Consider the following 22092-nt stretch of genomic DNA (forward strand, 5'->3'; position numbering starts at 1 on the left):
GTTTTGTGCTATTGTGGTTAGCAAATTTTTTAGATGAGTATATTCATTTTTTCAACGTTTTTGGTTACACAACGTTTCGTGCGGTCATGTCTGCACTGACCTCTCTTGTGCTCAGTTTGATTTTGGGACCATGGGTAATTCGTAAGTTAACTGAGTTAAAGGTTGGTCAAGCAATTCGAACAGATGGACCCCAAACACATTTAATTAAGGCTGGCACCCCAACAATGGGGGGCTCATTGATTTTACTGTCCATTACTTGTAGCACTTTATTATGGTCAAATTTAGCCAATCACTATACTTGGGTTTTGTTATTGGTTACTTTAGGTACCGGCGCCTTGGGTTTTTATGATGATTGGCGTAAGGTGGTTTATAAAGATCCAAATGGTGTTTCTGCCCGATTTAAAATGATTTGGCAGTCTTCTATTGCAATCGGAGCAGGTATTTTTCTGTTCTATTCTGCTCATTTACCTGCTTCTACAGAATTTATTGTCCCCTTTTTTAAAAATATTGCCTATCCTTTGGGTGGTATTGGTTTTTGTATACTGACTTATTTTGTCATTGTGGGCACATCTAATGCAGTAAACTTAACTGATGGGTTAGATGGTTTGGCTGCTTTGCCTGTATTCCTTGTTGCAGCAGGATTATCTGTATTCGCTTATGTAGAGGGGCATGCTGATTTTGCTCGATATTTACAGTTACCTCATATTGTTGGCGTCAATGAAGTTGTGATTTTTTGTGCCGCCATCTGCGGTGCCTGTTTAGGGTTCCTGTGGTTCAATGCTTATCCGGCTCAAGTGTTTATGGGCGATGTTGGTGCTTTGGCGCTAGGTGCTGCATTAGGTACTGTTGCTGTGATTATTCGGCAAGAAATTGTTTTGTTTATTATGGGTGGGCTTTTTGTCGTCGAAACACTCTCTGTTATGTTGCAAGTAGGGTCCTATAAAATGCGCAAGAAGCGAATTTTCCGTATGGCCCCTTTGCATCATCATTATGAACAAAAAGGTTGGAAAGAAACACAAGTTGTGGTGCGTTTTTGGATTGTGACCATGATCTTGGTCTTAATTGGTTTGGCAACACTTAAACTGCGTTGATGAATATGGAACTGAAGAATAAAAAAGTATTGGTGCTTGGGTTAGGAGCAACAGGTTTGTCTCTACTGAAGTTTTTGCAAAAAGAACAGGCAATCGTTGCAGGGTTCGATACTCATTTATCTGATGTTCAGGCCAAACAGATTCATGATGCTTCTCCAGATACGCCACTTTATTCTGGCGTACTGGCAAATGTTTTGCAGCAAAATAACTTTGATATATTGGCTTTGAGTCCCGGTGTGCCTTCAACTTTGCCTGAAATTGTTCAGTTTAAAATACAAGGAAAGCCTGTTGTTGGTGATGTCGAAATTTTTGCACAAAAAATAAAGCAAACAGACAGTAAAGTCATTGCGATTACAGGTTCTAATGGTAAAACAACCGTCACCAGCTTAGTTGGTTTTTTATGTGAGCAGCTAGGATTAAAAACAGTGGTGGCAGGCAATATTGGGTTGCCTGTGTTAGATGCATGGACAATGAATGAACATACATTACCCGATGTGTGGGTTTTAGAGTTATCGAGTTTTCAACTGGATACCACAACCTCCCTAAATGCAACTGCCGCCACAGTATTGAATATTTCAGAAGATCATTTAGAACGTTATACTGATTTATTAGAGTATGCCTATAGTAAATCTCATATATTTGGGGCAAATAGCGTACAAGTTTTAAACCTAGATGACCTATTATGTCGAGCCATGGCTCGCCCTAACCACAGAACAATTTGGTTTTCTTTGCAGAAAAAAACGGATTTTTGGGTGGATATCACAGAGAATAATTTACCTATATTAAAGCAAGATCAGGTTTGTGTTTCGTTTAATGATTTGCCGTTGCAGGGGTTACACAATGCAGCAAATATTTTAGTTGCTTTGGCATTGTGTGAAGCAATTGGCTTGCCATTAACAAAATTGATTGCCCAATTACCGGCATTTAAAGGTTTGCCCCACCGAGTAGAAAAAATTGGTGAAAAAGATGGTGTGATTTTTATTGATGACTCTAAAGGTACTAATGTAGGCGCAACGTGTGCTGCCTTAGCGGGGTTTCATCAACCCATCGTCTTAATTGCGGGTGGTTTGGGAAAAGGGCAGAATTTTACCCCTTTACGTGATGCGTTAGTGAATAAGGCAAGAGCATTGGTTTTAATTGGGCAAGATGCCAAAATAATTGAATCAGCGTGTCAAAATTTACCCATACCCATTATTCATTGTCAAACGTTAGAAGATGCAACAAGAATAGCATTTGACCAAGCACATTCAGGTGATATTGTTTTGTTGAGTCCTGCATGTGCAAGCCTTGATATGTTTACTGGATATGCACATAGGGCGCAAGTATTTATTGATGGTTTCTCTGAGCTAATTAACAATCATGTTACACAATAAACTGCTGAATAATAATTTACTCAAAGATGGTAAAACCTATGATGAATCCTTATTGTGGACAATTGTATTCATCACAGCATTCAGTTTGATTATGGTTTTTTCTGCTTCGATTGCGATTGCTCAGGCAGATGATGGCAATAAATGGTTTTTCTTAGAGCGCCAGATGATGTTTGTTGCGATGGGCACAATCTTTGGTGCAATTGCTTTTCAATTTCCAATGAAATGGTGGAAGGTGGTGACGCCTTATGTTTTAGGCATATCCCTTTTGCTGTTGTTGTTGGTGCTTTTCCCTGGTGTTGGTCGAGAAGTTAATGGTGCAAAACGCTGGATTCCTTTAGGCCCCGTGAATATTCAACCTTCAGAAATATTTAAATTGGCAACCGTGCTTTATATTGCCAGCTTTGTTACCCGTAGGGAAGAAGTTTTGGGTAACCTGAGAAAAGGTCTTTTACCTGTTGCAGGGATTATGGCGGTTGGTCTGGCTTTAATTATGTTTGAACCAGATTTTGGCTCATTTATGATGGTCGCGGCAACTGCCGTTTTGATGTTATTTTTAGGTGGTATGCCAATTAAATGGTTTTTGTCGACTTTAGTGCTTGGTGCAGCATTAACCACAACTTTAATTTTGGCGGCTCCGTATCGATTAAAACGTGTGTCAGGATTTTTAGACCCATGGGCAGACCCATATGGTAAAGGCTACCAATTGACCCATTCTTTATTGGCTTTTGGTCGAGGCGAATGGTTCGGTGTTGGCCTTGGGGGCAGCATTGAAAAACAATTTTATCTGCCTGAAGCCCATACGGATTTTATTATGGCAGTTGTTGCTGAAGAGTTTGGTTTTGTAGGCATGTTAGCCCTGATTATGGTCTATGTCTGGATTGTTTGGCGGGCATTTAGTATTGGTATGAGAGCCAAATCACTGGAGCAGTATTTTTCTGCCGCTGTTGCCAAAGGGATCGGCGTTTGGATTGGCATACAAAGTTTTTTTAATATTGGGGTAAACTTAGGTTTATTGCCAACAAAAGGTTTGACGTTACCTCTTATGTCCTATGGAGGTTCTGCTGTTATTGTCACTTTAGTTGGTGTTGCTTTATTATTGAGAATTGACTGGGAAAACAGACGATTAATGCGCGGGTATAAATTATGACGCAAAAAACATTTTTAATTATGGCAGGCGGTACAGGAGGGCATATTTTCCCAGGCCTTGCCGTTGCGCATAGTTTGGAAGAAAAAGGACATAAAGTTTTATGGTTGGGCGCACAAGGTGCAATGGAAACAACACTAGTACCTAAACACAATATCCATATCGAAACTGTTGCAATAAAAGGCATTCGGGGTAATGGTTTAAAAAGAAAATTAACCTTACCCTTTGTGTTGTTTAAAGCTGTTATGAAGGCAAAAAAAATCATTCAAGAGCATCAAGTAGATGCCGTGATCGGTTTTGGTGGTTTTGCTGCTTTCCCTGGAGGAGTGGCAGCAAAATTAAGTCGTAAGCCCATTATTATTCATGAACAAAATGCCGTTGCAGGATTAGTTAATAAAACATTGGCAAAAATTGCCACCAAAACCCTGTTTGCTTTTCCTGGCGTGTTTCCATCTGCTCTTGGGTTAGTTGGTAACCCTGTCAGAAAAGAAATAGCCACTTTGCCTGAGCCTGCACAACGTTTTTCTGGACGAGTAGGTCCAATAAAATTATTGGTTGTAGGGGGCAGTCTTGGTGCTAAAGTATTTAATCAAGTTGTGCCAGAAGCTTTGTCTTTACTTAATAATCAACAAATAAATGTATTGCATCAGTGTGGCAAAAATAATTTAAGCGAAGTACAAGAACGTTATCAACAATATCATGTCAATGCGACATGTCAGGAGTTTATTCATGATATGCAAGAAGCTTATGCTCAGGCTGATATTGTTTTGTGTCGTTCAGGCGCGTTAACGATTGCAGAGTTGGCTGCGTGTGGTTTAGGGAGTATTTTGGTACCGTTCCCTTTTGCCGTAGATGATCACCAGAGCGCTAATGCGCAATATTTGGTTCGCTCTCATGCCTCAGTATTGTTACCACAAGATGCACTGACTGCGTCAAGGTTAGCCGAAGAGTTACAAAAATTAGATAGACAACAGTGTTTAGATCAAGCACAAAATGCTCGAGCATTGGCTTTACCTGATGCCGCGGACAAAGTAGCACAGATTGCCATTGCAACGGTACAGTAGAGGAATTTATGAAACATAAAGTAAAACATATCCATTTTGTTGGTATTGGTGGCGTAGGTATGAGTGGTATTGCTGAAGTTTTGCATAATCTCGGGTATACCATCTCTGGTTCAGATCAGGCCAATAACGCCAGTACCCAACGTTTAAGTGATATGGGTATTGCCGTTTATTTTGGGCATGATGCAAGTTATATAAACGGAGCAGATGTCGTGGTGACTTCTACCGCAGTTAAAGCAGATAACCCAGAAGTTGTGGCCGCCAGAGAAAATAAAATAACGGTTATTCCAAGAGCCATGATGTTGGCAGAGTTAATGCGCTTTAAAAGTGGTATTGCCATTGCCGGCACGCATGGTAAAACCACAACGACCAGTTTAACTGCATCTATTCTTGGTGCGGCAGGTTTAGACCCAACATTTGTTATTGGCGGTAAATTAACCGCTGCGGGCAGTAATGCAAAGTTAGGACAAGGAGACTATATGCTTGCCGAAGCAGATGAGTCGGATGCTTCCTTTTTGCATTTGTCTCCGGTTATGGCAGTGGTCACTAATATTGATGCAGATCATATGGAGACATATGATCATAATATCGAAAAACTATATCAGGCTTTTCTTGATTTTTTACATGGATTGCCATTTTACGGCTGTGCTTTTATTTGTATTGAAAATGAGCATACCCGTGCTATTTTACCGAGAATCAATAAAACATATAAAACATATGGCTTTTCTGATGAGGCTGATATTTATGCCGCTAATATTCGCGCCATAAATGCGCAAATGCATTTTACTGTGTGCTTTAAAAATCAAATACATGAGCCATTTGATGTCGTGGTGAATATGCCAGGAAGGCATAATGTACTTAATGCTTTGGCTTCTATTGGTATTGCTTTAGAGTGTCATGCTAATGTTGAGTCAATCAAACAAGGGTTAAGCCAATTTGCTGGAGTGGGGCGTCGTTTCCAACGGTATGGAGACATTCCTTTGCCTAAAGGCGGGACTTTTACCCTAATTGATGATTATGGGCATCATCCTGTAGAAATGGCAGCAACATTGGAGGCTGCTAGAAATGCCTTTCCTAATCAAAGGCTTGTGTTGGCTTTTCAGCCGCATCGTTATAGCCGAACCAGAGATTTATTTGAAGATTTTGTTAAAGTGTTGCATGATAATGTAGATGTTTTAGTTTTAACTGAAGTGTATGCTGCGGGTGAGTCACCCATTGTTGCCGCTGATAGTCGTGCCTTAGCAAGGGCAATTAGGGTTTTAGGTAAAATAGAGCCGATTTATGTTGAAGATATACAATTATTACCTGAAACATTATTAAATGTGACTCAAAATGACGATGTTGTCTTAAATATGGGGGCCGGTAGCATTGGTGCAGTTCCATTAAAAGTAGTAAATTTAGCAAAGGATCAATGATGCAGCATTTTGGAAAAGTTGCAGTCCTGTTTGGTGGAACATCCCATGAGCGAGAAGTCTCGTTGGCTAGTGGTCAGGCAGTATTGAATGCCTTAAAAAGTAAAGGGGTTGATGCACATCCTTTTGATCCTGCACATACAGAACTAATACAGCTAAAAAGAGAAAAATTTAACCGTGTTTTTATTGTATTACATGGAAAATACGGAGAAGATGGTATTATTCAAGGTGTCTTAAATGAAATGAAGATCCCTTATACTGGCTGTGGTGTGATGGCCTCTGCAATTGGTATGGATAAATGGCGTACAAAACTTGTTTGGAAAGGCGCTGGTTTGCCTATCCCTCCATTTTATCTACTGACAGACAGCAGTGATTTTGATTCGATTGAAAAAGAACTTGGTTTGCCACTGTTTGTGAAACCTGCTTGTGAAGGCAGTAGCATTGGTGTGGTTAAAGTTAAGGATGCTGGGCAATTAAAAAAACATTACGAGTTAATTAAAAAAATCGATTCGTTAGTATTAGCTGAAAAATTTATTGGAGGGGGTGAATATACTTGCTCTATTTTAGGTCAGCAGGCGTTGCCAACCATTAAAATTATACCCAAAACAGAGTTTTATGATTATGAGGCAAAATATAATCGTGATGATACAGAGTATCTGTGCCCTTCTGATTTAACATCAGAAGACGAAAAGCATATAAGAAACTTATCATTACAAGCATTTAAAGTGATTGGTGGTAAAGGTTGGGGACGTATTGATTTTTTAAAAGATACCGATGGGCAATTGTATCTGCTTGAGGCAAATACTGTTCCAGGAATGACCAGCCATAGTCTGGTTCCTAAAGCCGCAAGGCAAGTTGGCATTAGTTTTGAAGATCTTTGTCTGGAAATTTTAGAACATGCAGATTTGGAATGATCCTCGGGCTTCAACAAGATTGCGAAAATGGTTGTATTTACTGATAGCAGTTTGTTTACTGGTTTCGTTAGGAAAGTTTGTTTTACAGGCTTCTTTGTTTCCTGTAAAACAGATACAAATTAATGGTAAATTAAAGCATATTAGCCAAGATCAGCTACAATTTGTGGCACAAAATAAAGTAATCGGTGATACACTTACTTTAGATTTAAATCAGGTAAAAAACAGCTTTGAAGAGCTAAGTTGGATTAAAGAGGCAGAGGCAAAAAGGCATTGGCCTGATACATTAGAAATCACCATTGTTGAGAAAAAAGCCATTGCCCGTTGGAAAGAAGGTGGGTTAGTCGATTCAGATGGAAATTGGTTTGAAGCAAATACAGATGAAGAGTTACCTATATTTGATGGACCAAAAGGTTCTGAGTCCCAGATGAAGCTAATGTATGAAGAGTTGACAAAAACATTACAACCTGAGCAATTAAAAGTTAAAGCTTTGTATTTAACTGATAGAAACGCTTGGCAAGTGAGGCTTGATAATGATATTTTACTGAAGTTAGGTACAGATGATGCACTAAAACGAGTAGATATGTTAAAAACAGTGTGGCGGAAATATCTTGAAGCGCAAGCCTCGGATATAGAATATATAGATTTAAGGTATTCAAACGGTTTTGCTTTAAAAATGAGAAGTGAACCTGATAAACCCGTATTAGGATAAATTTGTGAAAGAACAAAAGCATTATATTAGTGCCCTTGATATTGGCACATCTAAGGTGATCGCTGTTGTTGGCGAAGTACAAGAAGATGGAGAAATCCATATTGTCGGTTTAGGACAAGCACCATCTCGTGGCTTAAAAAGCGGAATGGTGACTAATATTGATGCGACAGTACAATCGATCCAACGAGCAATTAATGATGCAGAACTAATGGGCGATTGTAAAATCAATAATGTCATTACTGGTATTGCAGGAAACCATATTCGCAGTTTAAATTCACAAGGTGTGGTTAAAATTAAAGATGGCGAAGTAATGCAACAGGATATTGAGCGGGCAATAGAGACCGCTCGTGCCGTGAGTATTCCGCCTGATCATCAAATCTTACACACAGTCATTCAAGAGTATATTATAGATAATCAAGAAGGTGTGCGTGAACCGATTGGGATGAGTGGTGTGCGGTTAGATACTCGAGTGCACATTATTACTGGCGCCCTGACCGCAATACAGAATATTCAAAAATGTGTTCAACGTTGTGGTTTGCAGATAGATGATTTGGTTTTACAACCCATGGCCAGCGCGCAAGCAATTTTAACCGAAGATGAACGTGACTTAGGTGTTTGTGTGATTGATATTGGTGGTGGAACAACCGATATTGCTGTTTATACTAATGGTGCTATTAGACATACTGCGGTGATTCCCATTGCAGGAGATTTAATTACAAAAGATTTAGCGCAGGCATTAAGAACCCCTCATTCAGCTGCTGAATATATTAAAATCAACCATGGTGTGGCTTTGGCGACAATGGATGGTTTAGATGAAATGATTGAGGTGCCCAGTGTAGGAGACAGAAGCCCAAGACAGATTTCTCGTCAGACTTTAGCAGAAGTGATTGGGCCTCGAGTAGAAGAAATTTTAGAATTGGTTCAACATGAGTTAAGACGTTCAGGTTTCCCCGAAGAAGTTTTATCTTCTGGTGTGGTATTAACTGGCGGAGCCTCATTGTTACCGGGGATGGTAGATTTAGCCGAAGATATATTTAATTTACCTGCTAGAGTAGGCGTGCCAAAAGAGTTGGCAGGAGTGGCAGAGAGAGTGCGTAATCCGAGATTCTCCACAGCGATTGGTTTACTTTATTATGGACGTGATAAAATAGTGCAACAAAACCAATCAAATGAAGAAGAATTTACCACTGTTTTTACAAAAATTAAGAATTGGTTAAAAAATAACTTCTAAACCATTTATTTTTAACCATAAAGACCGTACAATTATGTGTATTAAGGAATTTAACGATTTAGGCCGCAATGGTTGTGAGCTAAGGAGCAATCTATGAGTTTGGTATATGATGTTGTTGAAACAGCAGCTAGTCCTGCCGTCATTAAAGTGATTGGCGTAGGTGGTGGTGGTTGTAATGCAATCAATAACATGATTAAAGGAGCGATTCATGGTGTAGAGTTTATCAGTGCCAATACTGATGCTCAGTCATTACAGCGTAATGAAGCAACCCGTAGAGTTCAATTAGGTACCAATCTGACCAGAGGTCTTGGGGCTGGCGCCAATTGTGAAGTTGGTCGTAATGCTGCCTTAGAAGATAGAGAAATGTTGGCTGAGGCATTGCGTGGTGCCAATATGATTTTTATTGCTGCCGGTATGGGCGGAGGAACAGGAACAGGCGCCGCACCTGTTGTGGCAGAAATTGCCAAAGAAATGGGTATCTTAACCGTTGCGGTTGTCACAAGACCATTTGCATATGAAGGCAGTAAACGTCAAAAAGTGGCGCAAGAAGGTATTGACGCATTAAAAAAACAAGTTGATTCTCTTATTGTTATACCAAATGACAAACTATTACATGCCTTAGGTGATGATGTCACCATGAGAGAAGCTTTTAAGGCTGCGGATGAAGTGCTTCATAGTGCGATTTCTGGCATTTCAGAAGTGATTACCAGTCCAGGTATCATTAACTTAGATTTTGCTGACGTAAAAAACGTCATGGGTATTATGGGTATGGCCATGATGGGCTCTGCCCATGCAACGGGCTTGGATCGAGCCAAAGAAGCCACTAATCAAGCTATTTCTAGCCCACTGCTAGATGATATTACTTTAGATGGTGCGCGAGGTGTTCTCGTTAATGTGACCACTGCACCAGGTTGCTTAAAAATGTCAGAATACAATGAAATTATGTCTGTTATTAACCAATATGTTCATCCAGATGCTGAGCGTAAAATTGGTACCGCAGAAGATGAGACCATGGATGAAGACGCTATTCGTGTGACTATTATTGCGACAGGTTTAAATGGCCCCATGCAAAATGGTGCTCATGCAAAAGAAATTGTTCATGAGCATTTAAATCTGATTGCGACAGGTACAGATGGTGCCACTTCATACGACATTAATAATGTTGCTCGAGGTGGACGAGGAGCTAAAGCTGCACCAAATACTTCACCTGACTTTTCCAGTCAAAGTTTAGTAGACAGCTATGATGTGCCAGCCTTTTTGCGCCGACAAGCAGATTAACCATTACATCATTAAATAACAGAGGGAGCCTTATGGCTCCTTCTATTATTTTAATCTTTATATTTTAAGAGACTGTTATAAGATTATTATCGTTTTATTGAATCTATGAGAAGAGGGGGAAAAATGGCAGTTGTTTTATATGAAGACTCGGAACATAAATGTGTTGCCTTCACCGATTTGGTTGAAGGAGAGGGCGTTCAGGCTAATCAATTTGCTATTGTTCATCAAGGACATGGGATGTTGTTAGATCCTGGTGGCAATTTAGTTTACAAGCAATTATTTGCCCAAATTTCTGATTATTTTGCGCCCTCGAATATGCAATATGTGTTCGCCTCTCATGCTGACCCTGATATCATTTCCTGTTTAAATGGTTTACTGTTAATGACAGATGCAAAAGTTCTGATTGCACAGGAATGGGAACGTTTCTTGCCACATTTTTGTCAAAAGGGGATCAGCGCGGGCAGATTGGTTTCTATTCCTGCCCAAGGTCTTAATATCAGTTTACAAGGCCTGGAGTTGAAAGTGTTGCCCGCTCACTATTTACATACGGTAGGTAACTTTCATATTTATGATCCAATCAGTAAAATATTATTCTCAGGTGATGTTGGGGCTTCTTTTGTGGACAATGATGTTGCGGCGACAACTGTGACTAATGTGTCTGAACATGTCAACAATCATGGTGTGATAGAATTTCACCAACGTTATATGACAAGTAATAAAGCGTGTAAATTGTGGGTGCAGATGATTAGAAGTTTAGATGTTGAATGGATTGTACCTCAACATGGCTCCTCATATAAAGGTAAAGAAACAGTTGAGGCATTTTTAGGTTGGTTTGAAAACTTGCAATGTGGTATTGATTTGTTGTAGTTTAAAGTCAAGCTTTATATTTTTGTCGGTGTTTTTCATAAAAATAGTGATTGCTTGGTGCTGCTTTGATTTTGATCAACGTGTAGTTTCTTCCTGTTTGTAATACTAAATAAAAAACCAATTGTGTAACATGTCAGTTAAGGAATAATAATGGCTACAGTTTTATATGACGATGGAACCCATAAGTGTGTTGCTTTTACAACATTAGTAGAAGGAGAAGGGGTTCAAGCAAATCAATTTGCGATCATTGACTCCGGAGATGGTGTATTGTTAGACCCTGGTGGGAATTTAACTTATAAAAACCTTTTGGCTGAGATGGCAACCTATTTTTTGCCTTCCCATACACGGTATATTTTTGCATCACATCAAGATCCTGATATTGTTGCTTCTGTAAACGGGTGGTTGCTAATAACCGATGCTAAAGTACTGATTGCAGCAGAGTGGGAACGGTTTTTACCTCATTTTTGCTCAAAAGGTATGACTAAAGGACGTTTAATTCCTATCCCCGCAGAAGGAATGAATGTTGATTTGGGGCAATCTAATTTACAAATTGTGCCAGCGCATTATTTACATACTGTGGGGAATTTCCAAATATATGATCCAATCAGTAAAATATTGTTTTCGGGTGATGTGGGCGCATCTATTGTTACTGGAGAGGAAGCTGCAGGCCATGTGGTTGATTTTCAAGAACACTTAGAAAAAAATTCTGTTTATGGATTTCACCGCCGCTATATGTCAAGTAGAAATGCTTGTAAATATTGGGTTAACATGGTGAGACAACTTGATATAGAATGCATGGTGCCTCAACATGGTGCACATTATAAGGGTAAAGAAATGGTTAATACCTTCCTTGATTGGTTTGAGAACTTGGAATGTGGTGTTGATCTAATTACTCAGGATGACTTTAAAGCTTAATTTTTGGAATGTAAATATGCTTGATATGCAAAGCCCCATCGTATTAGTTATTGTACTTTTGTTGGTATTGGTGGTGGTTTTTATCGTCTTTTTCCTGATGAAAAAGACAAAAAAGACAGCAGATGGCTCAGATGAGCCATCTGTTTTTCAGCAGGAAACCTTGTTGATTCCTCAGGGAAGTTTACAAGGTGCGACAGAGGTGCGTTCGTTATCTGAAACAGATTTAGCAACAGATGCAGATGAAGTATCTTTAGAAAAAGTTGATTTATTAACAGAATATGAAATTTATTTACAGTTTGGTTATCTTGAACGAGCGACAAGAACTTTAGCCAGCTATTTAAAAGATTTAAAAGAACCCCCATCAGATTTACGAGAAAAATTGCTTTCTCTTTTTCTTGAATGTCACATGATAGATGATTACTCCGATGAGTTGGAAAAGCAATATCATGAAGGTGTGTTTAACCAAGAAGCTTTGGCTCAACACATTATTACAGGGTTAAAAATTGATCGGAATAATTTAACGTTAAGATCTTTAGCTGAAGTAGAGTTAGGCTGGGGACCGAATGATGTCCTTAGTCAGCTAGGTGAACAGATTAAAATTATCCAAACAGAAAAACCAGTGGCATCTTCTGATTCAGAGCAAATTGATCAGGAAACAGCATCACAACCTAAAACGTCATCAATCAATACCCAATCATTAACGAACCTAACCAGCTCTTATTTAAATGGCAAGGCGAGTACTTGGTTGGTTACAGGGCGAGCGAAATTCAAAGGTAAATTGAGTATAGAAGAAAAAGAAATCATTAAAACTTTTATTTCGCCAAAGGAGCGCGCTAAGCTTTTTGTTTTGGATGGTGATTATGTTAATGCGATTGCCGCGTATGAAAAAGCACTTAAAGTAGATAAGCATCCTTTAACATTGTTGGTTAATATTTTGCGTTTGGATTATTTGACAAAAAATTTAGATACATACCTTGCACATTTTTGGGCGTTTTGTTATGAAGTTGGTGATCAAGCAGATATTGTAAAAAGACAATTGCTTCATATGGGATTATCCTTAGGGCAACATGATGCATTTGCTGATTTAGAACTGGCAACAACCAAAAGTGAGTTAGACCAAATTGCAAAAAGGTATGGTATTTCACTTATAAAAGAGTCCACACCAAAACAGCATAAACAAGAAATACCATTAGTTAAATCAGGTGGTCTGCATAATGATGTTGAATCGCAAGCGATTGTACAAACAGAATCTACAGGTGCTTCCTCTTCTTCTGCTATTTTAGATGAAGCAGAGGCCCAACTTGGCTATGGGCAAATTGAAGAAGCGATGGTTACTTTAGAAAATGGATTATATGAGAATCCTCATGATGTTCAGTTATATCCATTACTCCTTGATTTATATGAACGATTGGATGATAAAGCACGCTTTAATGCATTCTCACAAAAAATGAGAGAGAAAAATCTTTCATTGCCAGAGGAAGCAAACTTAGCAATAAGTCACTTGGCTCAACGTATGAATATGTTTTAGGATAAAATGAAAGATAATCAAACAACTACAATAAAGGTTTTACCTGTTGGGATGGATGAACGTAAAAGTGCCGTTTTACGGGCAGCATTCCGCATGTATGACCATGATCACTATGAGTTGGTAAGTGATACGCATACCCATCTAGATGTTGCAATTGTGGATCTTGATAGTGCACGGGGTGTCGCTGTACTTGATGAATTTTTACAAAAATTCCCAGACCTACCTGTTTTGGCTGCTTCAGTTGAGGCTCATCAGTTAGAAGTGCCTCTATTACCAAAGCCTATTCGAGTTGAGACATTATTTCCTGCGTTAAAATCTGTTTTAGCTCAACCAAAACAAAAGGTGCAAAAGGCATTTGTCAGTCAAGTTCCTGTGACAACAGCTAAAGAACCCACAACATCATTTGTTGAGTCTGAGTCTGAGTCTGAGCCTGAGCTTCCTAAAGCTGAAGTAGAAAACGCTGTCGTGGCTTCTGCCGTTAAAAATGAAAATGCCAGTGTAAAAAAAGCAGACTTTAACGCAGAAGAAAATTTGTTAAAAATCACAAAATTTGATCCTGATGTTGGGCTATTGGGCTGTTTAAAATCGGCTCAAGTTCAGAATGAAAATATTATTATATTTTTCCAAAATGAAGTTGTATTAATGGCATTGCCAGAAGATGATATGGTTTTACTGGCACAGCCTTTAGAAAAAATTCGACAATTATGTCTCACAACCAATTATGATGCTTTTGATAAGAAGCGAATTCCAATTGGGAAAGCCTTGCCTAAATTACCCAGTATTAGATTGATGAACTTATTGTGGCAGTTGGCTGTTTGGACTGCCCAAGGACGTTTGGTTAAGAATATTAAAATAGAGCGACCACTCATTTTAAAAGCATGGCCCAATTTTACACGGGTAGCTTTAATTCCTGATGCTATGAGAATTACTGCCTTCCTGATTAGAACCCCTGTTAATTTAAGTGTTTTATGTAAGGTCTTACAGGTTGATCTTACATCCTTATTGAATTTTTTAGCTGCTGTTTATGTGACAGATTTTTTAGTCGTACCAGAACAAGCTAAACCATCGCAACTTATTAATGCAACTTCTTCAGGGGCTATTGTCAATACACAGGCTGCTTCTGGTTCTACTAATGCTTCTGATCCTGTCTCTATCCCAGAGCCAGCAAGGCCTAGAAGCATGTTACAAAGATTGCTAAAGAAACTGTCAAATTAATAAATTTAGAGAATTAAACTTATGAGAGCACCAGATAATAAAATCATTTTTACAGGACCAGTTGGCGCAGGGAAAACGACGGCTATTGCCGCAATCAGTGATGTTCCTCCGGTAACAACAGATGCTGCCGCATCTGATATGACACTCAATAGAAAGGGGCATACTACTGTTGCGATGGACTATGGTGTCATTTATTTAGATGAAGAAACAAAAGTTCATCTATATGGGACCCCAGGTCAGGAGCGTTTTGATTTTATGTGGGATATTTTAAGCCAAGGAGGAATGGGGCTGGTTTTACTGTTGGATAATACGCGCCCTAATCCTGTCAAAGATTTACAGTTTTTCTTGGGAGCTTTTACCAGCTTATTAAAAGATGCTCCTGTGGTGATTGGTGTTACTAAAATGGATGCTCGTCCAGAACCAGACATCGAGTCTTACCAAAGAACATTAGCCAGCATGTCTATTAGAGCACCTATTTTTGAAGTTGATGCTCGGCGAAAGGAAGACATTCAGAATTTAGTCATGGCTCTTTTGTATTCAATCGACCCAGGCTTGGAGGGGTAATTAATGAGAAGTGATAGCCTTTCTCTAAATGGTACACTATATGCAAATGTGACACCTGCTGGTGCATTTTATGCTGTATCAAATAGAGAGAATAATGCCAGTCGGATGTTACTATCCTCTATTTTAAAAGAGGGTTCAAAAGTGCCGTTGACTGAGGACACTTTGTTGCAGTGGAGCGGTTGTGCCGATATTGAAACGGCTTTGTCTTTGCTGTTTCGTTTACAACGGTTAGAGTTTGTTTATGGAACAGAAACGCCGAATGAAATAAATGAGCAAAATTTGGAAGTCAGATTGCCAGATATTTTAAAAAAACTATCAGATACTGGTCGAACACTTTTAGCTGATGGTGATGGTTTATATTATGCAGGAGCAGGGTTTCACCATGAGTCAGCAGAAGAAATTGCTGCATTAGCTGGTGACATGGTTTCTTTGTCAGAAAGACATGGTTTATTGTTAAAGAATAATTTGAATTTAAGCCCTAACGCTTGGTCGTTATGTGATCCCACTGGGCAAAGTGAACTTGCTTTCTTTTCCTTATTCTTTAATAATAACGCCTTTGTTTTGGTTATTGGTGGGGTGCCTCAGTTACAGGGTGAGGCTTTTGTAGAACTAGTTGAAATTTTATACCGTCGTTATGGTGGTTAAGTTATTAGCTAATTAAGTTTAATTTAAAAGTGATTCGGAGAATGTTATGCGCGAGCAAATGCTTAAATCAATATTAAGTGATTTAAATGGTTCATCAGCAGATATAGAAGCATCAGCTATTATCTCTGCCGATGGTTTAACTATGGCTGCTTTATTGCCTCAAGATGTAGATGAAGATAGAGTGGGTGCAATGGCTGCTGCTATGTTATCTTTAGGTGAACGTACAGCAAGAGAATTAAATAGAGGTGAGCTTGATCAGGTGATGGTAAAAGGAGACAATGGATACATTCTTTTAAGTCATGCTGGTAGAGATGCTGTGTTGACTGTGATTGCTAGAGAAGGTGCAAAATTAGGTTTGATTTTCTTGGATGCAAAAAGAGCTGCAAAAAATATCCTTGAAATTCTATAATTAATGTACAGAAATTTTGATGTCTCAAATAATGTATTTTCGAAGCCCCATCTTTTTTGAATAAAAAGATGGTATAGGTTTTTTGATTTCTAATTTTATTAGTAGTCAAACTTCTCTCAAAGTATTGAATATAAATAATCAATAAATATATTAAACATCACACATCTATTAAATAGACCTAAAATTCGGAAGACCCATATTTCACAGGAAATATGGGTCTTCTTCGTTATTAATTGTATTTCAAATGAATCAGTGTCTAAAATGTCGAATACCAGTAAAAACCATTGCGATATCATGCTCATCGGCAGCTTGTATCACTTCTTCATCCCTCATTGACCCACCTGGATGAATAATCGCCTTAATGCCTTGTTGCGCAATAACATCTATACCATCTCTAAATGGGAAAAAAGCATCAGAGGCCGCTACCGCATCCATTAAACTTAAATGCGCATCTTCAGCTTTTCTTGCCGCGATACGAGTAGAGTCTACCCTACTCATTTGGCCAGCACCAATGCCAGCTGTTTGCCCATTTTTACAAAATACAATAGCGTTAGACTTGACATATTTAGCGACACGCCAAGCAAATAATAAATCTGCCCATTCTTGCTGATTAGGCTGTCTTTTGCTGACAATTTTTAAGTCTGCTTGATTAATATTTTTGATGTCTGGTGTTTGAACCAGTAGCCCTCCACCCACACGTTTAAACTCAAGTTTATTGTATTTTGTCCCTAAGCTAATTTTAAGCACACGTACATTTTGTTTTTGTGAGAGTATGGATAAAGCACCTTCTGTATAACTGGGTGCGATTAAAACCTCTAAAAATTGATTACTGACTTTTGTTGCCGTTTCTTCGTCAATTTCTCTATTAAAAGCAATGATTCCACCAAAGGCACTGGTTGTATCTGTCGCAAGTGCTAATTGATAAGCGGTAAGCGTTGTAGAGGCAATGGCAACACCACATGGATTAGCATGTTTGACAATCACACAAGCGGTTTGCTCAAATGACTTAACCGTTTCCCAAGCAGCATCTGCATCGGCAATATTATTGTAAGATAGCTCTTTACCTTGTAGCTGTATGTAATTGGATAAAGAGCCAGCTGCAGGTGTTATGTCTTTATAAAAAGCAGCATGTTGATGGGGATTTTCACCATAACGCATATCTTGAACTTTGACAAACTGTTGATTTAAATAATTTGGAAATTCATTCACAACAGGTTTCCCTGATAAACATTCATCCGAAAGTGCCGTTAGATAATTACTGATTGCACCATCATATGCTGCTGTGTGAGTAAACGCTTTTCTTGCCAAATTGAATCGAGTTTGATCTGTAAGCGTATTGGCTTGGTTAGTTAATTCATCGGTGATAATTTGATAGTCATTTGTATCGGTCACAATTGCAACACTTTGCCAGTTTTTTGCTGCAGAACGAACCATAGCTGGACCACCAATATCAATGTTTTCTATCGCATCTTCTAAAGTACATGCTTCTTTTTCTATGGCTTGAGTAAAGGGGTATAGATTTACACACACCAAATCAATTGGTTGTATATGGTGATTGCTCATTTGAGCTAAATGTTCAGGTAAATCTCTTCTACCTAAAATACCACCATGTATTTTAGGGTGTAAGGTTTTTACTCTTCCATCGAGCATTTCTGGAAAACCTGTAAAGTCAGATACTTCCGTGACACAAATCCCTTCTTGAGCTAAAAGTTTAGCCGTACCTCCCGTAGACAAAATCTCAATACCAAGCCCAACCAGATTTTTTGCAAAATCAATAATACCTGTTTTGTCTGAGACACTTAATAATGCGCGACTAATTTTTGCCATATTAAATTCCTTAAAAATGGTTATCTACTGTTTGAGTGATCAATTAACAATAGCCTAATCTAATTGATATTGTTTGATTTTTTTGCGTAAGGTGTTTCGATTCAAACCTAAAATAGTTGCAGCTTTACTTTGATTTCCTTCCGTGTGTTTTAAGACTACTTCCAGCAAAGGTTTTTCAACTTTGCTCAAAACCATTTGATAAACAAAGCTAGGTGATTCTCCTTCTAAATCGGCAAAGTATTGTTCAATCGCATGATGAATCGCTTCACTAATAGGATCAGTTTTCGACATATAAACTCCATAAATTTTTATAAGCTTTTTAGATGTGTGCAGATAGCGTATTTGGCCATTTGTTTATTGTATGTGTGTGGCTTTTTAAAAAATGCTCAACAAATTTAAATTGTGTTAATGTATTGTCTAGCTGGTAGACTTCTTGCCTAAATTCATTGCTGCTTTCCAAAGACTTTGTGTACCATGCGATGTGTTTTCGCGCAATTCTACAACCAGAGTACTCACCATAAAAAGAATAAATATCCTGTAAATGCTCGAGGATAACATCAATAACATATTGTACAGATATCGGTTCTGGTAATGCGCCTGTGTGTAAAAAAGACAAAATTTCCTGAAAAATCCAAGGAGCACCTTGTGCCGCTCTGCCAATCATAATCGCGTCTGCATTTGTTGTGTCAAAAACAAATTTGGCTTTGTGCTCATCAGTGATATCACCATTAGCAATAATTGGCAAGTTACATTGTTTTTTTACCTGAGCAATAAGTTCATATTGCGCATTGCCTCTATACATTTGTGTGCGTGTTCGACCATGTATTGTTAAAGCCTTAATACCAGTTTGTTCCGCGATTTGCGCAATAGTTATGATATTTTTATGCTCATCATCCCAGCCAAGGCGAGTTTTAAGGGTAACCGGCACATTAACTGCCTGAACAACAGCTTCTAAAATTTCTTGAACCAACACTTCGTCTTTAAGTAGCGCACTGCCAGCTAAAACATTACATACTTTCTTTGCGGGACACCCCATATTAATATCAATCACTTGGGCGCCTTTTTCTACATTAATTTGTGCGGCCAAAGCCATTTCTTGTGGATTACTTCCTGCAATTTGAACAGACACCGGATACTCACCTAAGTCATGTTCAGAGCGTAATAAAGTTTTTTTTGTATGCCATAATGCTTTGTTTGATGTGATCATTTCGCTGGTTGTTAAACCAGCGCCAAAAAATCGGCATAATTTGCGAAAGGGTTTATCTGTGATACCTGCCATAGGGGCAAGTAACACATTTGAATTTAATACAAAATCACCGATTTTCATGTTATTTACAGATACATTCAGCACTTAAAGGTAGAATTGTACGTTTTTTTTATTTAAAAGAGTAGATTATATGGTCTGTTTTCAATTTTTGGAGCTTCTTATCTGAAGAGTTCCTTAATTATTAACCACGCCAATTGCGAATACGCCCAGTATCAATGTGAACAAAGCTGTTATAAGTACCCACTCCGCCAACTTGAAAATATTTTGCCATAGTGGCTAGTTGTTCTATCGTAATGCCTCTCATTGTAATGTCAACAGCTTGTCCCCTAATATGCATAGAATTTCTTGCCGCATTTTCAATTGTGGCATTTCTTCTGGCGGTTCTATATGCACTGTTGACCGTAATTAAAGGGTTAGAAACGCCTGCTAGCCTAGCCCATTCTTGTAGAGCATACATTAAGTTCATTACCCCAATATCCATTTGAATCATCTGATTCATATCTTTAGCATCTCTTAAAAGCCAGCATGCTGCTTTATATACTTCAGTATCGTATTGTCCATTTCTAAAAAAAGGTAGAGACATTTTTTCTCTATTGTCTGCTCTAACCAATTCAATGGTGCGATTTTTATACCAGAAATCCACAACATCAGTTGCTTGAGCATAAGCTAAAAGTGGTTCAGTAATGAGGCTTGACGTTAAACCAGCGCCAATAATGCTTTTAAGAAAAATTCTTCTATTGATTGCCATAAATCGTGTTTAAATAAAGGTCTGTATATCGCTTGAGTCATTTGATTGAAAATAACATACTAAGTTTGGATATAATGTAAGCATCTATCCCAGAAAAATAACCTGCTATATGTAAATTGGCTAATGCTCAATTATATCTTACTATACTAAATTTAGCATCGTACCATAGCAATAAAATAGATAAATTCGAAAGTGAATGATGAGATTAAAAGTAGCAATGAAATATATAATGATAATTTCTTTTGTCAGTATTGTTTTGTTCCTGACTATTCATACCCAGTTATCTTTATCTGCCTCATTAGCCGATGCACCTAAATTAAATTATCAAGTCAAAAATATTTATCCTCATGATCAACTGTCATATACGCAGGGATTGTTGTGGCATAAAAATCAACTTTATGAGGGGACAGGTTTGTATGGTCACAGTAAAATTGCTCAGGTTGATCTTCTAACGGGTCAGGCAATAAAACAGACACACAATTCCCCTAGAGTCTTTGGTGAAGGGATCACTGTTTTTTCTAATAAATTATATCAATTAACATGGAGGGAGAACATAGTTTATGTATATGGCTTGAATGATTTTAAAAAAATAAAAGAGTATTTTTGGCCATTAGAAGGTTGGGGGTTAACAAATGATGCCCATTCTTTAATCATCAGTACAGGAGAAAGCTATTTGTATTGGGTCAATCCAGAAGATTTCTCTGTAGTCAGCAAAAAGCAAGTTTTATTCAAAGGTCAACCTATTTCAATGATTAATGAATTAGAGTATGTAGATGGCTATATCTATGCCAATCAATATTTAACAAACCATCTGATTAAAATTGATGCAAAAACGGCTGAAGTTGTAGGTGTTTTAGATCTAAGTGATCTTTTTGTCAGAACAAACAAAGAGTTTATTGTAAAAGAACCTACAGAAGATGTTCTGAATGGGATTGCCTATAATCCTGTAAGTAGAAACTTTTATGTGACAGGAAAAAGATGGTCTTATTTATTTGAAATAAATATTGAATAAATTTTTTAAGTAATTTTGATTAATTTTGTTTATTTTTTAAATAAAATATTGTATTTCTAATGGGTAATACAATGTTATTTTTATTAAAATTAACAAAAAATGTTAATTTTTGTTAATTTTTTATATCTTTTTAATTAATAAAGATTTTTTGATTTTTTGATTATGTTATGTTGCTAAATTATAACAAATGATCGATATTTTATAATTTTTAACCAAAATTAAACAGATTTTTTTTAAGCATATTATAATCCACCTTTACAAGTATGGAGTTTGCAAATAGAATTGCTGCCCTTAGTTGTGCAAAGGCATAAAATATTACCAGGACATAACCTGGTCTATTTATAATGTCAAAGCCTGATTTTAATTTGTTGTAAGCAATGTTTGAAATTTAGGTTGGATAATCTTAAAGACCTAATAGGGGATGATTAATGTATCGATTATTAACATTTTGTATGATTCTGACTTTATTTGGTTGCGGACATGCGCCAAACTATTCGGGATCTTGGAAACCACTCAATACCTATTCTAGCCAAATAGAGGAAATCCCATTAGCAAAACCATATGAATATACAGTGTTACCAATTGATAAAACGTTGAAGGCATTGTTAGAGCGTTGGACTGCAGATAGTAAAATTATGCTGAGTTATCAAAGCACTTTTGACTACACACTTCCTCGATCAGTTGGACAAATTAAAGAACATGACCTTCCACAAGCCATTGCATGGTTAAACCAATTTTATGCAAATAAAGGTGTTGTGATTCGTCAGGAAGGTGACTATTTAGTTACTGTGACTAATTTTGTAGTGGAAAGCCCTAAAGAAAAACCAGCTTTGACAGGGGTTTTCCCGAAAACAGACGGTTATCGTTAATTTGATTATAGAT

Annotated in this window: 22 protein-coding genes; 18 read left to right on the forward strand and 4 right to left on the reverse strand. The window is 37.8% G+C overall.

What is annotated here, in order from left to right:
• The first annotated feature begins 5 nt into the window (after nt 1-5).
• From mraY to AADH04_RS08015, 16 genes are all read left to right on the forward strand, one after another.
• Entirely contained in the window at nt 6-1091 is a 1086-nt protein-coding gene (gene mraY / locus AADH04_RS07940; protein WP_434779696.1) for a phospho-N-acetylmuramoyl-pentapeptide-transferase, read from the forward strand.
• Between the two features lie 5 nt (nt 1092-1096).
• Nucleotides 1097-2464, forward strand: a complete 1368-nt coding sequence (gene murD / locus AADH04_RS07945; protein ID WP_434779697.1) for a UDP-N-acetylmuramoyl-L-alanine--D-glutamate ligase — start codon at nt 1097-1099, stop codon at nt 2462-2464.
• On the forward strand, nt 2448-3611 hold the full coding sequence (ftsW, locus tag AADH04_RS07950; protein ID WP_434779820.1) for a putative lipid II flippase FtsW: 1164 nt from the start codon (nt 2448-2450) through the stop codon (nt 3609-3611). Before murD ends, ftsW begins: the two co-directional genes overlap by 17 nt.
• Entirely contained in the window at nt 3608-4672 is a 1065-nt protein-coding gene (gene murG, locus AADH04_RS07955; RefSeq protein WP_434779698.1) for an undecaprenyldiphospho-muramoylpentapeptide beta-N-acetylglucosaminyltransferase, read from the forward strand. Before ftsW ends, murG begins: the two co-directional genes overlap by 4 nt.
• Before the next feature lie 8 nt (nt 4673-4680).
• Complete coding sequence (murC, locus tag AADH04_RS07960) at nt 4681-6084, forward strand: UDP-N-acetylmuramate--L-alanine ligase (RefSeq protein ID WP_434779699.1); 1404 nt, start codon at nt 4681-4683, stop codon at nt 6082-6084.
• On the forward strand, nt 6084-6995 hold the full coding sequence (locus tag AADH04_RS07965; RefSeq protein WP_434779821.1) for a D-alanine--D-alanine ligase: 912 nt from the start codon (nt 6084-6086) through the stop codon (nt 6993-6995). The genes murC and AADH04_RS07965 overlap by 1 nt, the downstream gene beginning before the upstream one ends.
• On the forward strand, nt 6979-7704 hold the full coding sequence (locus AADH04_RS07970; RefSeq protein WP_434779700.1) for a cell division protein FtsQ/DivIB: 726 nt from the start codon (nt 6979-6981) through the stop codon (nt 7702-7704). Before AADH04_RS07965 ends, AADH04_RS07970 begins: the two co-directional genes overlap by 17 nt.
• A 4-nt stretch (nt 7705-7708) precedes the next feature.
• Nucleotides 7709-8935: a cell division protein FtsA gene (gene ftsA, locus AADH04_RS07975; protein WP_434779701.1), complete on the forward strand. Its 1227-nt coding sequence runs from the start codon at nt 7709-7711 to the stop codon at nt 8933-8935.
• A 93-nt stretch (nt 8936-9028) separates the two neighbouring features.
• On the forward strand, nt 9029-10213 hold the full coding sequence (gene ftsZ / locus AADH04_RS07980; RefSeq protein ID WP_434779702.1) for a cell division protein FtsZ: 1185 nt from the start codon (nt 9029-9031) through the stop codon (nt 10211-10213).
• Nucleotides 10214-10336: 123 nt separating this feature from the next.
• A complete protein-coding gene (locus tag AADH04_RS07985; protein WP_434779703.1) occupies nt 10337-11080 on the forward strand; it encodes an MBL fold metallo-hydrolase in 744 nt (247 codons plus the stop codon).
• A gap of 150 nt (nt 11081-11230) precedes the next feature.
• Nucleotides 11231-11995 (forward strand): MBL fold metallo-hydrolase, encoded by a 765-nt coding sequence (locus AADH04_RS07990; protein ID WP_434779704.1) that lies wholly within the window; start codon nt 11231-11233, stop codon nt 11993-11995.
• Nucleotides 11996-12011: 16 nt separating this feature from the next.
• A complete protein-coding gene (locus AADH04_RS07995) occupies nt 12012-13523 on the forward strand; it encodes a tetratricopeptide repeat protein (RefSeq protein ID WP_434779705.1) in 1512 nt (503 codons plus the stop codon).
• Nucleotides 13524-13529: 6 nt separating this feature from the next.
• A complete protein-coding gene (locus AADH04_RS08000; protein ID WP_434779706.1) occupies nt 13530-14738 on the forward strand; it encodes a hypothetical protein in 1209 nt (402 codons plus the stop codon).
• Between the two features lie 21 nt (nt 14739-14759).
• Complete coding sequence (locus AADH04_RS08005; RefSeq protein WP_434779707.1) at nt 14760-15302, forward strand: GTP-binding protein; 543 nt, start codon at nt 14760-14762, stop codon at nt 15300-15302.
• A gap of 3 nt (nt 15303-15305) precedes the next feature.
• Nucleotides 15306-15947 carry a peptidase M23 gene (locus AADH04_RS08010; RefSeq protein WP_434779708.1) on the forward strand — a complete coding sequence of 214 codons (642 nt, stop codon included), beginning with the start codon at nt 15306-15308 and terminating at the stop codon, nt 15945-15947.
• Nucleotides 15948-15993: 46 nt separating this feature from the next.
• The gene (locus AADH04_RS08015; RefSeq protein WP_434779709.1) at nt 15994-16356 is read left to right on the forward strand and encodes a roadblock/LC7 domain-containing protein; all 363 of its coding nucleotides are present in this window, start codon (nt 15994-15996) and stop codon (nt 16354-16356) included.
• Nucleotides 16357-16605: 249 nt separating this feature from the next.
• Here AADH04_RS08015 and purH read toward each other — a convergent pair whose 3' ends face one another.
• The 4 genes from purH to AADH04_RS08035 form a co-directional block, all read right to left on the reverse strand.
• Nucleotides 16606-18183, reverse strand: coding sequence for a bifunctional phosphoribosylaminoimidazolecarboxamide formyltransferase/IMP cyclohydrolase (gene purH / locus AADH04_RS08020; RefSeq protein ID WP_434779710.1), 1578 nt, complete (start codon nt 18181-18183; stop codon nt 16606-16608).
• A gap of 54 nt (nt 18184-18237) precedes the next feature.
• On the reverse strand, nt 18238-18474 hold the full coding sequence (gene fis, locus AADH04_RS08025) for a DNA-binding transcriptional regulator Fis (RefSeq protein ID WP_434779711.1): 237 nt from the start codon (nt 18472-18474) through the stop codon (nt 18238-18240).
• A 28-nt stretch (nt 18475-18502) separates the two neighbouring features.
• The gene (gene dusB / locus AADH04_RS08030) at nt 18503-19510 is read right to left on the reverse strand and encodes a tRNA dihydrouridine synthase DusB (protein ID WP_434779712.1); all 1008 of its coding nucleotides are present in this window, start codon (nt 19508-19510) and stop codon (nt 18503-18505) included.
• Nucleotides 19511-19631: 121 nt separating this feature from the next.
• Nucleotides 19632-20198 carry a YcbK family protein gene (locus tag AADH04_RS08035; RefSeq protein WP_434779713.1) on the reverse strand — a complete coding sequence of 189 codons (567 nt, stop codon included), beginning with the start codon at nt 20196-20198 and terminating at the stop codon, nt 19632-19634.
• Nucleotides 20199-20427: 229 nt separating this feature from the next.
• Here AADH04_RS08035 and AADH04_RS08040 point away from each other — a divergent pair, with 229 nt between their 5' ends.
• Together AADH04_RS08040 and AADH04_RS08045 are read left to right on the forward strand one after the other, a co-directional pair.
• Nucleotides 20428-21210, forward strand: coding sequence for a glutaminyl-peptide cyclotransferase (locus AADH04_RS08040; protein WP_434779714.1), 783 nt, complete (start codon nt 20428-20430; stop codon nt 21208-21210).
• Between the two features lie 428 nt (nt 21211-21638).
• Complete coding sequence (locus AADH04_RS08045) at nt 21639-22079, forward strand: hypothetical protein (protein ID WP_434779715.1); 441 nt, start codon at nt 21639-21641, stop codon at nt 22077-22079.
• Nucleotides 22080-22092 lie beyond the last annotated feature (13 nt).

This window comes from Neisseria sp. Ec49-e6-T10 (genome assembly GCF_051132615.1).
Classification (GTDB): Bacteria; Pseudomonadota; Gammaproteobacteria; order Burkholderiales; family Neisseriaceae.

Bases quoted from the DNA above. Each gene is read 5' to 3' on its own strand.
- murD (WP_434779697.1), top strand. From the start codon at position 1,097: ATGGAACTGAAGAATAAAAAAGTATTGGTGCTTGGGTTAGGAGCAACA.
- murG (WP_434779698.1), top strand. From the start codon at position 3,608: ATGACGCAAAAAACATTTTTAATTATGGCAGGCGGTACAGGAGGGCAT.
- murC (WP_434779699.1), top strand. From the start codon at position 4,681: ATGAAACATAAAGTAAAACATATCCATTTTGTTGGTATTGGTGGCGTA.
- AADH04_RS07965 (WP_434779821.1), top strand. From the start codon at position 6,084: ATGCAGCATTTTGGAAAAGTTGCAGTCCTGTTTGGTGGAACATCCCAT.
- AADH04_RS07970 (WP_434779700.1), top strand. From the start codon at position 6,979: ATGCAGATTTGGAATGATCCTCGGGCTTCAACAAGATTGCGAAAATGG.
- ftsZ (WP_434779702.1), top strand. From the start codon at position 9,029: ATGAGTTTGGTATATGATGTTGTTGAAACAGCAGCTAGTCCTGCCGTC.
- AADH04_RS07985 (WP_434779703.1), top strand. From the start codon at position 10,337: ATGGCAGTTGTTTTATATGAAGACTCGGAACATAAATGTGTTGCCTTC.
- AADH04_RS07990 (WP_434779704.1), top strand. From the start codon at position 11,231: ATGGCTACAGTTTTATATGACGATGGAACCCATAAGTGTGTTGCTTTT.
- AADH04_RS07995 (WP_434779705.1), top strand. From the start codon at position 12,012: ATGCTTGATATGCAAAGCCCCATCGTATTAGTTATTGTACTTTTGTTG.
- AADH04_RS08000 (WP_434779706.1), top strand. From the start codon at position 13,530: ATGAAAGATAATCAAACAACTACAATAAAGGTTTTACCTGTTGGGATG.
- AADH04_RS08005 (WP_434779707.1), top strand. From the start codon at position 14,760: ATGAGAGCACCAGATAATAAAATCATTTTTACAGGACCAGTTGGCGCA.
- AADH04_RS08010 (WP_434779708.1), top strand. From the start codon at position 15,306: ATGAGAAGTGATAGCCTTTCTCTAAATGGTACACTATATGCAAATGTG.
- AADH04_RS08015 (WP_434779709.1), top strand. From the start codon at position 15,994: ATGCGCGAGCAAATGCTTAAATCAATATTAAGTGATTTAAATGGTTCA.
- purH (WP_434779710.1), bottom strand. From the start codon at position 18,183: ATGGCAAAAATTAGTCGCGCATTATTAAGTGTCTCAGACAAAACAGGT.
- fis (WP_434779711.1), bottom strand. From the start codon at position 18,474: ATGTCGAAAACTGATCCTATTAGTGAAGCGATTCATCATGCGATTGAA.
- dusB (WP_434779712.1), bottom strand. From the start codon at position 19,510: ATGAAAATCGGTGATTTTGTATTAAATTCAAATGTGTTACTTGCCCCT.
- AADH04_RS08035 (WP_434779713.1), bottom strand. From the start codon at position 20,198: ATGGCAATCAATAGAAGAATTTTTCTTAAAAGCATTATTGGCGCTGGT.
- AADH04_RS08040 (WP_434779714.1), top strand. From the start codon at position 20,428: ATGATAATTTCTTTTGTCAGTATTGTTTTGTTCCTGACTATTCATACC.
- AADH04_RS08045 (WP_434779715.1), top strand. From the start codon at position 21,639: ATGTATCGATTATTAACATTTTGTATGATTCTGACTTTATTTGGTTGC.